Here is a 13,628-nt window from a genome sequence, read left to right as displayed (position 1 = left end):
CGGTCATCCGCGGGGTCAGGCCCGTGGGCCGCAGCAGCGGAGTGAACCAGCCCATGCGCCGGAACAGCCTGCGGATGCGCTCCTCCATGGCGTCGTCGAGCCAGTCGTACGGGAAGGCGCCGTCGACCAGCACCGCGCCCACGGCACGCTCCGGGTTCCGGCCGGCCCAGTGCGCGGCGACGACCGCTCCGTAGGACCAGCCCACCACCAGCGCCCGGTCCACCTTCCTGGCGGCGAGGACCGCGTCGACGTCCCGGACGGCCGCCTCGAAGGAGTTGTCCGCGGAGCGCTCGGACTTGCCGCGGGCCCGCTCGTCGTAGGTGATGTGCCGCCACTGGGGCCCGAGTTCGGCGATGACCCGCCGCCAGTAACCCTGCGTGGCGAACTGGCCGTTGAGGTAGACCACCGGGAGGCCGGTGCCGCCGGTGTCGGTGACGGCGAGGGCCGTGTCGTCGACCGGGACCATGCCGGTCCACTTCGAACCGGCCGTGGAAGCGCTGTTGTTCGTCATGTGTTCCCCCTGGTCGCGTTGGTGTGGGTGTGCGGCTGGTCGCGCGGTTCCGCTCCGTCAGAGGCCGCGCGCGGTGATGTCGCCGCGGGAGGTGGTGGCACGGATGTCGAGCGCGGCGGTGCCGTCGTTCTTGAGGGTGTTGCTGATACGGCCGTAGCCGGTGTCGGCGTCGAGGGTGGCCGAGACGCCGGCCGCGGCGCCGACCGAGATGTCGCCGGACTGGGTCCGGAGGTCGACGGTGCCGCGCACGGCCTCGGTGATCCGGATGTCGCCCCGCGCCGTGGTGATCCGCGCGGGGCCGCCCAGCCGGCCGACCTCGACGTCGCCGTCGACCGCGGTGAGTCGGACGCCGGCGGCCTCGTCGATCTTGACGTGGTGGTACGCGCCCTCGAAGTCGACGTCGCCGAGACGGCCGACCGCGCGGAGTTCACAGCCCTCGGCCCTGGCCTCGACACGGGAGCCGGCGGGCAGTTGGACCGTGACCTCCACGGAACCGGACGGGCCGAGGAGGCGGTTCCCGGGCTCGGGGGCGTCAATGCGCAGCACTCCGTCGGCGTAGGCGACGGTGGTCTGCTCGGCGGTCCTGACGTCGCGGCCCTTGGCGGGGTTGGCGGGCCGGACCTCGACGGTGGCGTCCGAGCGGTCGGCGGCGATGAACTGGACACGCCCGGCGGGGATGGCCAGGACGGCGGAGATCGGGGCGGAGGTGTCGAACTTCTGCATCGTGCTCTCCTGTGCTCGCGGTCTTCGTTTCGTGTTTCTGACATTCGAAACGCTACGTTGCTTTCCATGAAGCGGCAACAAGCTTGTTGCACTGTCTGCGCATTTCCACAGCTAGCGACCAGGAAACTGTTGCAACGAGCTCGCGCGCAACGCAACGATCGCCAACCCGATCATTGCAATGGTCGGACGGTGAACGCTATGCTGCCAACCGGGAACCGCCGCGGAAGACCACCAAGGAGTAACGCGATGCCGGGAGGCAGACTCACCCAGCAGGAACGCCGGCAGATCGCGCTGGGGCTGGCCGACAGCCTCACCTACGCCGAGATCGCCCGCCGCCTGGGCCGGCCGACCTCGACCGTCACGCGTGAGGTGATGCGCAACGGCGGTCCCACCGCGTACCGCGCCGACCTCGCCCACCGCGCCACCGAACGCCGCGCCCACCGGCGCAGGGCCGCCCCCGCCACCGGGACCCGGTCGGTCGCCCAGCCGCACGGACGTGACGCCGAGGCCGTGGCCGAGTACGAGGAGACGCTCACCACCGTCCTCATGGCCTCCGGCCTGCCGAAGATGCCGGCGCGGGTGCTCACTTGCCTGTTCACCAGCGACGCGGGCAGCCTCACCGCGTCCCGGCTCGCCGAGCGTCTCCAGGTCAGCCCGGCGTCCATCTCCAAGGCGATCGCCTTCCTGGAGAGCCAGAGCCTGGTCCGCAGGGAACGCGACGAACGCCGCCGGGACCGCTACATCGTCGACGACGAACTCTTCTACCAGGCGACCATCGCCAGCGCCCGGGCCAACGACCAGCTCGTCGAGACCGCACGCCAAGGGGTCGCCGTGCTCGGCCCCCACACCCCCGCCGCCCACCGCCTGGAGAACATCGCCCGCTTCCTCGACTTCATCAGCGAGAGCATCACCCGCGCCGCCGAACAGGCCCGCGAAGTCCTGCACACCGGACCGGAGACGACGACCCCGGACGACACCGCGTGAGACGCACGCGGTGCCGGCACTCCGCCCGGGACCGGATTCACTCGTCGGGGGCCGGCCCTCGCCGGGTGACGACTCTGCCGGCCGCCACCCTCTCCCAGCCGGCCGGCGACGGCGGACTGGGCATGGGCATGGGCATGGGCATGGGCATAAGCATGGGCATGGGCACCGTGATCACCAGCGCTCTGTTCCTGGCCGTCATCCTCGCGCTGGTCGTGTACCTGGCCGTGACGCGCAGGGACGTCACCGGGCCCGACCGGGCCGCCCGACACGCGGCCTGACCTGCCGCACGGCCCGCGTTCGGTTGGCCTTCGCGGCATTTGTGCCACGCTCGGGATCCCGGCCGCGCTCGCGGCCGGCTCGTCCCACAGGGCGTGCGTCCCACATTCCTCCGGAGGCGGGCGCCCTTGCGTCCGACCGGACAGGAGAAGGTGACTTGGAGAAGTCGGAGGTCGTCACCGGTCTCGACGTGGCGGGCACGCCGGGCGCCCCGGGCACGGCCGAGTCCGTGATGAAGAAGCTGCCCGAGGTCACACTGGCGTTCTGGATCATGAAGATCGCCGCGACGACCCTGGGCGAGACGGCGGGCGACCTCTTCGCGCAGACCCTGAAGCTGGGCTACTTCCTCACCACGATCGCGCTGTTCGCGATCTTCGTGGCGACGCTGGTCGTACAGCTGCGCTCCAGCCGCTACAACCCGTTCTTCTACTGGACCGTGATCCTGTCGACGAGCATGGCCGGCACCACGATGTCCGACTTCATGAACCGCGATGCCAGTACCAAGTACCTGTCGAGCGGGGCCACTTCGCTCGGCTGGGGCCCGCAGGGCCTCGGTCTCGGCTATCCCGCCGGGGCCGCCATCCTGGTCTCGCTCCTCCTGGCGATCTTCCTCGTCTGGAAGGTGAGCGGGATGACGTTCCAGATCCGCGACATCGTCACGTTCCGCGGTGAGGCGCTGTTCTGGTCGGCGATCCTCGTGTCGAACACCCTGGGCACGTCCATGGGCGACTTCCTGTCCGACAGTTCGGGCCTCGGCTACGGCGGCGGCGCACTGCTCGTGACCGGACTGCTGGCCGTCCTCGCCGCGCTGATGAGGGTGCCCGCGGTGCCGAACGTGCTGCTGTTCTGGATCGCGTTCGTCCTCACCCGCCCGCTCGGCGCCACCGCCGGGGACTTCCTCACCAAGCCCGTCGCCAAGGGCGGCCTGGATCTCGGCACCGCGGGCTCGTCCGCCGTGCTGCTCGCCGTGCTGTTCGGTCTGATGGCTCACGCGCAGGTGCGGGAGCGCCGGGCCTGCGGCCGTCCGGCAGCGGAGGAACCCGTCCCGGTCACCCGGCGGGCAGACTGACCGTGAACCCGGCTCCGGGCGCGTGCCCGGCCTTCCACTGCGGTGTTTCGCGTACGTCCAGCAGGACGGCGGCGCCGTCGCTGGTCTGCTGATGGGCCTGGTGGAGGGGAGGCGGCCGGCGGCGTCGAGCAGGGAGGCGGCGATCGCCGCGCGTATCCCGCCGGCGCAGTGCACCCACACCACACCGCCCGGCACCTCGCCGATGCGGCCGTGCAGCTCGTGGACCGGGATGTGGACGGACCCGTCGATGTAGCCGCCCGCACGCTCCGAGTCCCGGCGCACGTCCAGGACGACCACGTCGTCGCCGCGTTCACGGACGTCGGCGAGGGCGGCGAAGCGGGCGCGGGGGAAGGAGGCGAGCTGCTCGCCCTCACGGAGCCAGCCGGCCGATTCGCCGGCGGCGGCGGCCGGGCGGCCGATGCCCACCCGTGCCGGCTCCCGCTGCGCTTCGGCGATCTGCTGAGGTGTCTCGGCGAGCGAGGTGGCGGGCTTGCCCGAGGGGATCAGCCAGGCCAAGGCAGGTGGCGAGCCTGCCGTCGCCCTCGAAGTCGAACGACCCGAGCACGTGCCCCTCGGCGAAGGTCATGCGGCTGCGCAGGTCCACCACCCACTCATCCGCGGCCAGCCGGGAGACGGTCTCCTCGGCGTCCGCACGCCCCGGCGGGGTGAGGTCGACCGGCGTAGGGCCCTCCGTGTCGGCCGGGCCCATGCGCGCGTAGGAGGCGGGCACGTCGTCCAGCCCGGCGAGCATCCGGGCGACGAAGGTGTCCACGTCCGGAGTCAGCGCGCCGCGTCCTACGACCGCACCATCCGCCTCGGCACCGACTTCGACACCGCCGTCACCGCCGTCACCGCCGTACGCGAGGCTCTGGCCGATCAGGGCCACGGCCCGGCTGGACGCCGCCCTGGGGTCCCTCACCTGACTCACGCCCGGCCAGCAACCCCAGGCGGAGCGCGCAGGCGCCGACCGAGTGCCGATCGCGCCGTGGGTCTGCGGCGGCGGGCCAACGGCGACCCGTCACATTTATCCGGTTCCGGCACCCCGCTCCGCCTGGTTTGCCGGTGCCGTCGGGGGGTTACATCGGCTTGGACCGCGCGCCGCTCCCCAGCGGCGCGAACAGACTTCCGAAAGATGCGGGAGCGTGCTTGTGCCTGCTGTCACCGCAGCCCTCGGATCCTGGCGCGTTCTGGCTTCAGCGGGGGCCGCCACCCAGGGGGACCTGTCCGCCGCCCGCGCTCAGATGGGTTTTTCCCTGGCCTGGCACATCATTGTCGCCTGTCTGGGTGTCGGGCTGCCGGCCCTCACCCTTCTCGCGGAGTGGCTGGGGGTCCGCCGTGACGACCCCGCGCTGAAGCTGCTCGCGCGACGCTGGGCACGCGCGATGGGTGTGCTGTTCGCCGTGGGTGCGGTGTCAGGCACCATCCTCAGCTTCGAGATGGGTCTGCTGTGGCCCGGGTTGATGGGCAGGTTCGGGCAGGTCATCGGGCTGCCCTTCGCACTGGAGGGCATCGCGTTCTTCATCGAGGCGATCTTCCTCGGCATCTATCTCTACGCCTGGGACCGGCTCCCGCCGCGAAGGCACCTGCTCACCGGCATCCCGATCGTGATCGCCGGCACAGCCTCGGCGTTCTTCGTCGTGTGCGCCAACGCCTGGATGAACCAGCCACGTGGCTTCACCTTGCGCGACGGCAAGGTCGTACACGTCGATCCGTGGGCGGCGATGTTCAACCCGGCGAGCCCTCCGCAGACCGTCCACATGATTCTCGCGGCTTTCATCGTGGCCTCGTTCCTGACCGCCTCCGTGTACGCGGTGGCCATGCTGCGCGGCCGCCGGGACGCCTACCACCGGGCAGGATTCGCCATCCCCTTCGCGCTCGGCGCGGTAGCGGCGCCCTTCCAGATCCTGGTGGGCGACTGGGCGGCCCGTTTCCTGTCCGACTACCAGCCCGTCAAGCTCGCCGCCATCGAGGGTGTCTACCGCACGGGCTCGCACGTACCGCTGACCATCGGCGGAGTCGCCGGGAAGGACGGCCTGGAGTACGGCCTGCGGGTGCCCGACGGGCTGTCCCTGCTGGTCGGATACCGGTCGGACACGGTGGTCAAGGGACTCGACCAGGTGCCCCGCAGCCAGTGGCCGGCGGTCACCGGGGTGCACTGGGCCTTCGACCTCATGGTCGCCATCGGCTTCTTCCTCCTCGCCCTCGGCGTCTGGCTGCTCCTCGCCTGGTGGCTTACCCGGCGCAGCGGTGACGGCCTGCTCGACCGGCGCGGCACCCGGCTGCTGCTCGCTCTGGTCGCGCTCGCCGGTCCGGCGTCCGTGGTGGCGCTGGAGAGCGGTTGGAGCGTGACCGAGCTGGGCCGGCAGCCGTGGATCGTGTACGGGGTGATGAGTGTGCGGGACGCGGTGAACCCGGCGCCCGGACTGATGACCGGCCTGTGGCTGGTCCTTGTGGTGTACGCGGCGATGACCGTGGCGACGGTGTACGTTCTGCGCCGCCTCGCCCGCGGCACGGCCATCCCGGTCGCGCCCCAGGAGGCGGACGTACGGGACTATCCCGTGGTCTGACCCGCGCCCCGCCCACACTTGCTGCATGCGCTTGGAGGTCTTGTGCTCATCGATACCGCCCTGGCCGTCATGTGGGTCGGACTGACCTGTTACGCACTGTTCGCGGGCGCCGACTTCGGCGCCGGGGTCTGGGACCTGCTCGCCGGGGGCGCCGCCCGCGGCGCGCGGCAGCGACGGGTCATCGAACACGCCATCGGGCCGATCTGGGAGGCGAACCACGTCTGGCTCATCTTCGTGATCGTGATGCTGTGGGCCTGCTTCTCACCGCTCTTCGCAGCCGTCATGTCCACCCTGTACGTGCCGCTGACCCTCGCCGCGCTCGGCATCATCGCGCGTGGCGCCGCCTTCGCCTTCCGCAAGGCCAGCACCGAGCTGTGGCAGCAGCGGCTGTTCGGCGCGTGCTTCGCCGTGTCCTCGCTCGTCACCCCGTTCTTCCTGGGTGCTGTGGCGGGCGGGGTGGCGTCCGGGCGGGTGCCCGCCGGGTTGGCCGAAGGGAACGTGCTGACGAGCTGGCTCAACCCGACCTCGATGCTGGGCGGTGTGCTTGCGGTTCTCACCTGCGCGCATCTGGCCGCTGTCTACCTGTGCGCGGACGCGGCCCGCGAGAGCGACGCGGAACTGGCCCGCGGCTTCGCCCGGCGGGCCGTCGTCACCGGTGTCGCGAGCGGCGCCGTCGCACTGGCCGGCACGGCGGTGCTCCATGCCGACGCTCCCGAACTGTTCCACGGGCTCACGCACCGGGCGCTGCCCTTGGTGGTGCTCAGCGCGGTCAGCGGCGTGACGGGGCTCGGGCTGCTGATCACGCGCCACTACCTCGCGGCCCGTGCGGCGGCCGCGCTGGCCGTCGCCGCGATCCTGTGGTCCTGGGGCGCCGCCCAGTACCCGGCCATGCTCGTCGGAAGCCTCACGGTCGGCCAGGCAGCCTCCCAACCGGCCGTGCTCTCCGCCTGCCTGATCTCCCTGGCCTGCGGGGCCGTCCTCCTCATCCCATCCCTCTGGCTTCTCTACGGCACCTTCCAACGCGCGGACACACCGAAGCCCGGCCACCAGTCGGTTAGATGAGCGGCCAGGCCCCGACATGTCCGCGCGGCGGCGGTGCTCGGACCGGCTGCGCACCGCAGAGGGCCCCGCAGCACAGCCGACCCGGAGCAGGCTGTTTCTGGGGACGAGTCGCGTCGTTCAGCTCGATCCTCCACGTCGTCCCACTCGTCGGCGTGGAAGATCGCAGGTCGCGCACCACCCCACGCACGCGGCCAGTGCCCGACAGTAGTCAGCTGCGGTGTCGGCTCCGAGGTCGGCGACGACGATGTCGCCCCGCCTGTCGCCGTTCGTGCGCCATCACATCAATGTGCTGGGCCGCTACTCCTTCCAGCTCCCTGACCTGCCCGGCGGGCTGCGGCCCCTGCGCGCCCCGGACGCCGAGGACACGACGTGATCTCAGGACGCTGCTTCGGCTGGGCCGGATGGCGGGCTATGCATGCGCCTGAGTGCGGCCGAAAGGGGAACCTGCGGCTGAGGCATCTTCAGCAGACCCCGATCAGCAGGAGCGGAGACGATGGCCACCACAATGGGCGAGGCCCGCGCCGGCACGGCACAGCCGACGAGTATCCAGTTGCCGGGCATCGTGCTCGGGGTGGGGCTCGGCGGCTTCGTCGACGGCATCCTGCTCCACCAGTTGTTGCAGTGGCACCACATGCTCACCAGCACCAACCACGACCACATCGGGGTGAAGTACTACAACCCGAAGACGGTGTCCGGGCTGGAGATGAACACCGTGTGGGACGGCATCTTCCACGCCGTGTGCTGGATCGCCGTCCTGACGGGCCTGGCCATCCTGTACTCCCGGGTCACGCACAACCGGCGGGCGGTGTGGACCTCGCGGGTCCTGTGGGGCTGGATCCTGGCCGGATGGGGCCTGTTCAACCTGGTCGAGGGCCTCCTGGACCACCAGATCCTGGGCATCCACCACGTCCACGGGGGCCCCTACCAGGCATGGTGGGACGCCGGATTCCTCGCCCTGGGCGGCCTGCTCCTGATCGGCGGCTACCTGCTCCAGCGCAGCGGACAGCCCTTCGACCCAGGCGCCCCGGCCGGGCGGAGTGAGGGGCGGCGAGCCTGATGGACCACGACATGCCCGCGCACGGGCACGCCGCGAGCAGCGGTGTCCTGGAGTGGCTGCTGCCCGCGCTCGTCCTGCTGGCCGCCGCCGGCACCTACCTGCTCCTGGCCCACCGCGCCCGCCACCACAACCCTGCCCTGGGCTGGAGCCGGTGGCGTACGGCCGGCTTCCTGACCGGCGTCCTCCTGCTCGGCGCCGCGCTGCTGCCGCCCGTGGCGCCCTTCGCGCACGAGGACTTCCGCGGCCACATGGCCCAGCACATGCTCATCGGCATGTACGCGCCCCTCGCGCTCGTCCTCTCCGCCCCCGTCACCCTGCTGCTGCGGACCCTGCCCGCAGCCCGGGGCAGGCAGCTGACCACCGTGCTGCACAGCCCGCCCGCCCGTCTGCTCGCCCATCCAGCGGTCGCACTGGCACTGTCCACGGGCAGCCTGGCGGTCCTCTACTTCACCCCCCTCTACAACGCGACCACGAGCACTCCGGCGGCCCACTGGCTGCTGCACGCACACTTCCTGCTGTCCGGATGCCTGTTCGCCTACGTCATCGCCGGCCCCGACCCCGCCCCCGCCCGGCCGACCGTGCGCGCCCGGCTGGTCTGTCTCGGCGTCGCCATCGCAGCCCACGCAGTCATCGCCCAGCTGATGTACGGCGGCTTCTGGGTCGACATCCACACCCCCATCACCCAGGTCCAGGCAGGCGCCGAGATCATGTACTACGGCGGCGACATCGCCGAACTGCTCCTGGCCGCCGCCCTGGTCGCCACCTGGCGCCCCGAACGCCGCCGGGCCGCCACCCGCGAACCCGCCCGGGCGGCGGCCGGCTCGCGGACGAGCGGGTACCTCATTTTGCCGGCAGGTTCGCCTGCGGCAGATACGCAGCAGCCCTCCTGAGCACCTCGTTCTCCTGCTCCAGCAGCCGGATCCGTTTGCGGGCCTCGCGCCGTTCTGCCGACTCACCCGACGGCGTTGCGGGCCATCGGCCGATACGCCGCAGCCCGAGCCACCCGGGGGCACGGCCCATGAGCACACAGGGCTCACGCGTCCGCGTATCGCTAGGGCTCTGCGTCAGGACGGGGCGAGGACGCAGAACTCGTGGCCCTCCGGGTCGGCCAGGCACGTCCACGGGACGTCGCCCTGGCCGAGGTCGAGGTCGGTGGCGCCGAGGGCCCGCAGCCGGGCCACCTCCGCTGCCTTGTCGTCACCGGGGCACGGCAGCAGGTCGAGATGGACGCGGTCCGGCACGGTCTTCACGTCGGGCGTACGGAGGAATTCGAGATACGGGCCGGCGCCCTTGGCGGAGCGCAGCACCGCCTGATCGTCGCTCACCTCGTGCAGGGTCCAGTCCATCGCCTCGTCCCAGAACCGGGCCATGGCCCGCGGATCCGCGCAGTCGACCACCACCGCGGCGATCGGCCCGGTGTCCCGGTAGATCTCGCGAGGTTCCAGCACGCAGAACTCGTTGCCCTCGGGGTCGGCGAGGACCGTCCACGGCACCTCACCCTGGCCCACGTCGGCGGGCGTCGCACCGAGAGACTTCAGGCGCGCGACCAGCTCCGCCTGATGGGCCGCGGAGGTGGTGGCGAGATCGAGGTGTACACGGTTCTTTGCCGATGTCCTCGGTTCCGGGACGGGGACGACGTCGATGCCGACGAAGACCGGGTCCGGCCAGACGAGGCCGCCGGCGGGTCCGACGTAGGTGGTCACACCGGGGCTGTAAGCACTCCAGCCGAGCGCCTCCGCCCAGAACCTGCCGACCGCCGAGGGCTCAAGAGCCTTTACGTTCACCATGACAGGTCGCAGTGCCATGCCGGCGATCCTATGCGGCCAACGCGGCCTCCGACAGCGACCGGATGGTCGACACCGCCGAGCGCGCACGGTGCGCCGAACCGCTGGGCAGCACGAGCACACCGCCGTTCGGCGGCCACCGGCACGGCCCCGGCCTCTGCTGCGGCCCGCACCACAACAGAACGCGCTGAAGAGGGGCCGCGCTGGGAGTGCGCGGCCCCTTGGCCGTCCGTGCGGTGTTCAGCGGACGTAGCGGTGCATGGTCACCGTGGGGGCGAAGTCGGCCAGCGGGTCGCTTCCCGTGGCACGCGGGGCGCGGGCCGCCTCGTGGTCGAGTACGGACTTGACCCGGCGGGCGAGTTCGTCGGCCTCGCGGCCGATGCGGGAGATGGGCCAGCCGGAGGTCTTCAGGGCGTCGACCTCGCGGTTGATGCCGGCCAGTTCGTCGCGCGCGTCGCGGCTGAGGGTGAACCGGCGCGGGGTCGCCACGACGAACTGGTAGGCGGCGGAGAACGTCTCGCAGGCCGGGCAGTGTTCGTTGACCGACCTGCTGAGGTTGGTGGCGTTGATCAGGCGGGCGCCGCGGCCGGCGGTGGTGACGATCTGGTAGGAGAGCGCGACCGAGCGGCAGGGGCGGTCCAGGGAGCAGCCCGACGCTACGGCGGTGGCCCGGTTGTTCGCGGTCACCGCGATGGACGGGCCGTACTCGTGGACGGTGAAGGATTCGTCGAACTGGCGCACATGAGTCCTGTCTGCGTGGCTGTGGGCCCCGTCGACGGCGATGGCGACGTCGCGGGAGAGGCGGGAGCCGGCGGCGGCCTGGGTGGGGGCGGTGGCCGCCGCCATGACCGCGGTGGTCGTGGCGGCGATGCCCAGGCCGATGGCCGTCCTCGAGGTGCTGCCGGTGCGCGGCTTGCGATGGTGCATGCGTTCGTTCTCCTGGTGGTGGGGATCGGGGAGTTGAGTGGTGTACGGGGTCAGGAAGCGCTGGTGCTGGGGGATGCCGACGGCGTCGGCGAGGCGGAGGCGGTCGCGGACGGCGGGACGGAGGAGGAGGCGGAGGGGCCCGGGCCGGCCGGAGGCGTCCGGCTGGCGGACGGCCGCGGGGTGGGAGTGGCGCCGGGCGGGGTGGCGCCGGGGTGCGTGGGGCCGGCCGTCGAGGGGGCCGGTGAGCTCGTGGCGGATACGGATGGTGAGGCCGGGGGCGAGGCCGCCGTGGGGCTGTGCCGCAGGGCGCTCGCGCCGGCCGGGCTCGGTGCGGAGGGTGTCGGCGTGGGGCCGGCGTTCCCGTCCCTGGCCGAGGAGGTCGGGGCGGGAGGCAGGTGCGGTGGCCTCGGAGTGGGGTGGCCGGGCTGGAGAGCCGGGGTGACGGGCGCCGCTTCGGGAAGCGGCCGGGGGGTCAGACCCTGCACCCACGCGGTGACCAGAACGGCCAGGCCCGCGGCGGCCGCGCCGGCCAGGGCCAGGCGCACACCCGGTCGTCCCCGGCCGGCGCGGACGGCCGCGCGCCACAGCCGGCCGGTCAGCCGGCCGGCGAGGTAGACGCCGCCCGCCATCGGGCACAGCAGCATGATTGTGCCGATCACGGCGACCAGCCCGGCGGCCAGGTGCCCGTCGGCGAACGCCCCGTAGGTTCCCGCGCATTGGTCGCGCAGACTGCGCGCGGCGGTGACCAGCAGCCGGGGCAGGTTCCACAGGGCGTACGCGGCCTCGGCGAGCAGCAGGGGGATCATGGTGACCACCCATGTCGTGACGACGACGCGGGCGGAGCGCTTGAGGTCGGCGACGTCGGCGGCGGCGCGCGCTCGTCCGGGCAGCAGGCTGAGCAGGATGGGCTTGACCTTGCCGTAGAGGTCGGGGACGCCGGCCAGGTCACCCAGGATGTAGTAGCCGTCCAGGCGTACGGCCGGCATGAGCTGCTCGAGGATCTCGAAGTGGGCGAGGTAGACCGCGGCCAGGAAGAAGGGCTGACCGGTGGCCAGGTAGCCGGCGGCCAGGGCGAGCATGAAGATGCCGTTGAAGTAGACGCCGCCCAGTCCGGTGCGCAGGCGGCCGGCCCTGCCGATCCGGTACACGTCGGTGACGTCGGTGTACATGGACGGCCAGATCAGGAAGATGCCGCAGCCGATCTTCCCGGGCACGGCGCCGCTGTAGCGGCAGGCCGAGGCGTGCCCGAACTCGTGGAAGAGGAGGGAGGCAAGGGTGAGGGCGAACAGGATGAGCATCCACAGCGGCTGCTGGAGCACCTGCAGGACGGGGGTCATGGCTCCGTGCAGGGCGAAGAGCCAGACGTCCAGGGCGGCGATGCCGGCGAGGGTGCAGACCACCACGGCCGGGTGGTGCAGCCAGGCCAGGGCGGCGGCGATGCGGGCCACATGTGTCTCACGGAAGATCACTTTGTGGCCGCGCAGGGCCAGGAGAAGGTCCGTGCGGGGCGCGGGAGTCGCCGGCTGCCGAGGGTCGTCCCCGCAGGACGCGGTGATGCCGAGCGGGGCGAGTTTGCGCTCGATGAGGTAGCAGATGTCGTCGGTGGTGACCTCCGCACCGTAACGGCCGCTGACGCGATGGGAGATGGTCTCGGCATCGCGTACGCCGTCGATGGAGCTCACCACGAGGTAGAGCAGCCGGGAGAGCTGGATGACCTGTCCGTCGCCCCGGCGGACGAGGTACTTGCGCTCGGTGAACCCCGATCCCTGGTACTCGCCGAGCCGTTCCAGGCCCTCGCTCAGCCGAGCGGGAGCGGGGAGGTCAACGAAGTCCGGAGCAGGGGCGGTTGGGAAGGATGTTGCGGGGCGGGGCGGGGCGGCGGGTGCCGCGGTGCGGCCCAAGGTGGTGTCTCCGGGCGCCGTCATCGTCGTCTTCTCCTGGCGCGTCTTCGGGGTGGGCGCGTGGGGCGCGTCATGGGGGCATGGGGCGTGTGCGGGGGGCGGGGCCCGAAGTCTGCGGATTCCGGGCCCCGCCCCGCGGCGGGTCCTACTGCTGGACGCTGATCGCCTGAGTGGCCTCGGACTGCGCGACCGCGTACGGCGAGCACTGGTTCAGCGCGGCCGACTCGTTGTGCGCGTCCACGTGCGCGATCTTCTTGGTGACGGTGGAGACCTTGGTGAAGTTGAACGAGAACTTCCCGAGCGCCTCACGGCCGGGCAGCAGTTCCGCGGACTCAGCCTCGAGCTGGTCGATGTTCATGGGGCAATTCCTTTGCTCTCGGAATAACGGATGGTCCTGCCGGCGACGTCCGGCTGACGGATGAGCGAGCAGCGAAATGTCCGCGCGGTCGCGCCGGAAGGGAATTGGGCGGCGGTGGCCCGTCCGGTGCGGCCGGGCCATGCGGAAGCCCGGCCACACCAAGGCGGACAAGGGGGTCGTGGGGGCGACCGCCACTGGCCGTCCAATATCTCCGGACGATTCGTCCGGAGGGCCTGGACAGTAGCCGAAGCGGATGGAAAAACGCAAACAATCCATATCCGACATTCGTTCAGAAGCGCACAAGCGTTCACTTTCGCTCGCGGACGAGGGCTTTTGCCCCCTCGTTCACGGCGCGCGTCCGGCCGTGGTTAGCCTGCGTTGTCATGAAGCGTGTCTGGATGCTGCCGAT

At 71.5% G+C, this 13,628-nt stretch carries 12 protein-coding genes and 5 pseudogenes; 8 read left to right on the top strand and 9 right to left on the bottom strand.

What is annotated here, in order from left to right; all coding sequences use genetic code 11:
• Window positions 1–511 (bottom strand): alpha/beta fold hydrolase (locus IE249_RS38335; RefSeq protein ID WP_229859157.1); only part of this gene is annotated, 511 nt, incomplete at its 3' end.
• Window positions 512–568: 57 nt separating this feature from the next.
• The gene (locus IE249_RS24060) at window positions 569–1,234 is read right to left on the bottom strand and encodes a DUF4097 family beta strand repeat-containing protein (protein ID WP_189707791.1); all 666 of its coding nucleotides are present in this window, start codon (window positions 1,232–1,234) and stop codon (window positions 569–571) included.
• Window positions 1,235–1,480: 246 nt separating this feature from the next.
• Here IE249_RS24060 and IE249_RS24055 point away from each other — a divergent pair, with 246 nt between their 5' ends.
• The 3 genes and pseudogenes from IE249_RS24055 (at window position 1,481) to IE249_RS24045 (ending at window position 3,563) form a co-directional block, all read left to right on the top strand.
• Window positions 1,481–2,218, top strand: coding sequence for a helix-turn-helix domain-containing protein (locus tag IE249_RS24055; protein WP_189707789.1), 738 nt, complete (start codon window positions 1,481–1,483; stop codon window positions 2,216–2,218).
• A gap of 89 nt (window positions 2,219–2,307) precedes the next feature.
• Window positions 2,308–2,496, top strand: a pseudogene (locus IE249_RS24050) (hypothetical protein); the annotation flags it as partial.
• Between the two features lie 155 nt (window positions 2,497–2,651).
• Entirely contained in the window at window positions 2,652–3,563 is a 912-nt protein-coding gene (locus tag IE249_RS24045) for a COG4705 family protein (RefSeq protein WP_229859156.1), read from the top strand.
• Between the two features lie 10 nt (window positions 3,564–3,573).
• Here IE249_RS24045 and IE249_RS40285 read toward each other — a convergent pair.
• Window positions 3,574–3,663, bottom strand: a pseudogene (locus IE249_RS40285) (rhodanese-like domain-containing protein); the annotation flags it as partial.
• A gap of 11 nt (window positions 3,664–3,674) precedes the next feature.
• Window positions 3,675–4,353, bottom strand: a pseudogene (locus IE249_RS24040) (rhodanese-like domain-containing protein); the annotation flags it as partial.
• 451 nt (window positions 4,354–4,804) lie between these two features.
• Between IE249_RS24040 and IE249_RS24035 the strand changes: the two are divergent.
• The 5 genes and pseudogenes from IE249_RS24035 to IE249_RS24020 all read left to right on the top strand — a co-directional run.
• On the top strand, window positions 4,805–6,130 hold the full coding sequence (locus IE249_RS24035) for a cytochrome ubiquinol oxidase subunit I (protein ID WP_229859155.1): 1,326 nt from the start codon (window positions 4,805–4,807) through the stop codon (window positions 6,128–6,130).
• 42 nt (window positions 6,131–6,172) lie between these two features.
• A complete protein-coding gene (locus IE249_RS24030) occupies window positions 6,173–7,192 on the top strand; it encodes a cytochrome d ubiquinol oxidase subunit II (RefSeq protein WP_189707785.1) in 1,020 nt (339 codons plus the stop codon).
• A gap of 244 nt (window positions 7,193–7,436) precedes the next feature.
• Window positions 7,437–7,565: a transposase gene (locus tag IE249_RS38325; protein WP_229859153.1), complete on the top strand. Its 129-nt coding sequence runs from the start codon at window positions 7,437–7,439 to the stop codon at window positions 7,563–7,565.
• A gap of 120 nt (window positions 7,566–7,685) precedes the next feature.
• On the top strand, window positions 7,686–8,249 hold the full coding sequence (locus IE249_RS24025; protein WP_189707783.1) for a DUF2243 domain-containing protein: 564 nt from the start codon (window positions 7,686–7,688) through the stop codon (window positions 8,247–8,249).
• A pseudogene (locus IE249_RS24020) lies at window positions 8,249–9,064 on the top strand (cytochrome c oxidase assembly protein); the annotation flags it as partial. The gene IE249_RS24025 and the pseudogene IE249_RS24020, both read left to right, overlap by 1 nt.
• Here IE249_RS24020 and IE249_RS38320 read toward each other — a convergent pair.
• The 5 genes and pseudogenes from IE249_RS38320 to IE249_RS24000 all read right to left on the bottom strand — a co-directional run.
• Window positions 9,061–9,209 (bottom strand): annotated as a pseudogene (locus IE249_RS38320) (IS3 family transposase); the annotation flags it as partial. The pseudogenes IE249_RS24020 and IE249_RS38320 overlap by 4 nt on opposite strands.
• 104 nt (window positions 9,210–9,313) lie before the next feature.
• The gene (locus IE249_RS24015) at window positions 9,314–10,054 is read right to left on the bottom strand and encodes a VOC family protein (protein WP_189707779.1); all 741 of its coding nucleotides are present in this window, start codon (window positions 10,052–10,054) and stop codon (window positions 9,314–9,316) included.
• Window positions 10,055–10,273: 219 nt separating this feature from the next.
• Complete coding sequence (locus IE249_RS24010; protein WP_189707777.1) at window positions 10,274–10,960, bottom strand: hypothetical protein; 687 nt, start codon at window positions 10,958–10,960, stop codon at window positions 10,274–10,276.
• Window positions 10,961–11,010: 50 nt separating this feature from the next.
• Entirely contained in the window at window positions 11,011–12,885 is a 1,875-nt protein-coding gene (locus IE249_RS24005) for a zinc metalloprotease (protein ID WP_229859151.1), read from the bottom strand.
• Window positions 12,886–13,006: 121 nt separating this feature from the next.
• Window positions 13,007–13,219 carry a hypothetical protein gene (locus tag IE249_RS24000; RefSeq protein ID WP_189707775.1) on the bottom strand — a complete coding sequence of 71 codons (213 nt, stop codon included), beginning with the start codon at window positions 13,217–13,219 and terminating at the stop codon, window positions 13,007–13,009.
• Window positions 13,220–13,628: the final 409 nt, after the last annotated feature.

Origin of the sequence: Streptomyces anandii JCM 4720 (assembly GCF_014650655.1) — a bacterium.
Classification (GTDB): domain Bacteria; phylum Actinomycetota; class Actinomycetes; order Streptomycetales; family Streptomycetaceae; genus Streptomyces; species Streptomyces anandii.
The sequence above is the reverse complement of the archived record's forward strand: the minus strand, read 5'-3'. Positions and strand labels throughout refer to the sequence as shown.

Coding starts and splice junctions, on each gene's coding strand:
- IE249_RS24060 (WP_189707791.1), bottom strand. CDS start 1,234: ATGCAGAAGTTCGACACCTCCGCCCCGATCTCCGCCGTCCTGGCCATC.
- IE249_RS24055 (WP_189707789.1), top strand. CDS start 1,481: ATGCCGGGAGGCAGACTCACCCAGCAGGAACGCCGGCAGATCGCGCTG.
- IE249_RS24035 (WP_229859155.1), top strand. CDS start 4,805: ATGGGTTTTTCCCTGGCCTGGCACATCATTGTCGCCTGTCTGGGTGTC.
- IE249_RS38325 (WP_229859153.1), top strand. CDS start 7,437: ATGTCGCCCCGCCTGTCGCCGTTCGTGCGCCATCACATCAATGTGCTG.
- IE249_RS24025 (WP_189707783.1), top strand. CDS start 7,686: ATGGCCACCACAATGGGCGAGGCCCGCGCCGGCACGGCACAGCCGACG.
- IE249_RS24015 (WP_189707779.1), bottom strand. CDS start 10,054: ATGGCACTGCGACCTGTCATGGTGAACGTAAAGGCTCTTGAGCCCTCG.
- IE249_RS24010 (WP_189707777.1), bottom strand. CDS start 10,960: ATGCACCATCGCAAGCCGCGCACCGGCAGCACCTCGAGGACGGCCATC.
- IE249_RS24005 (WP_229859151.1), bottom strand. CDS start 12,885: ATGACGGCGCCCGGAGACACCACCTTGGGCCGCACCGCGGCACCCGCC.
- IE249_RS24000 (WP_189707775.1), bottom strand. CDS start 13,219: ATGAACATCGACCAGCTCGAGGCTGAGTCCGCGGAACTGCTGCCCGGC.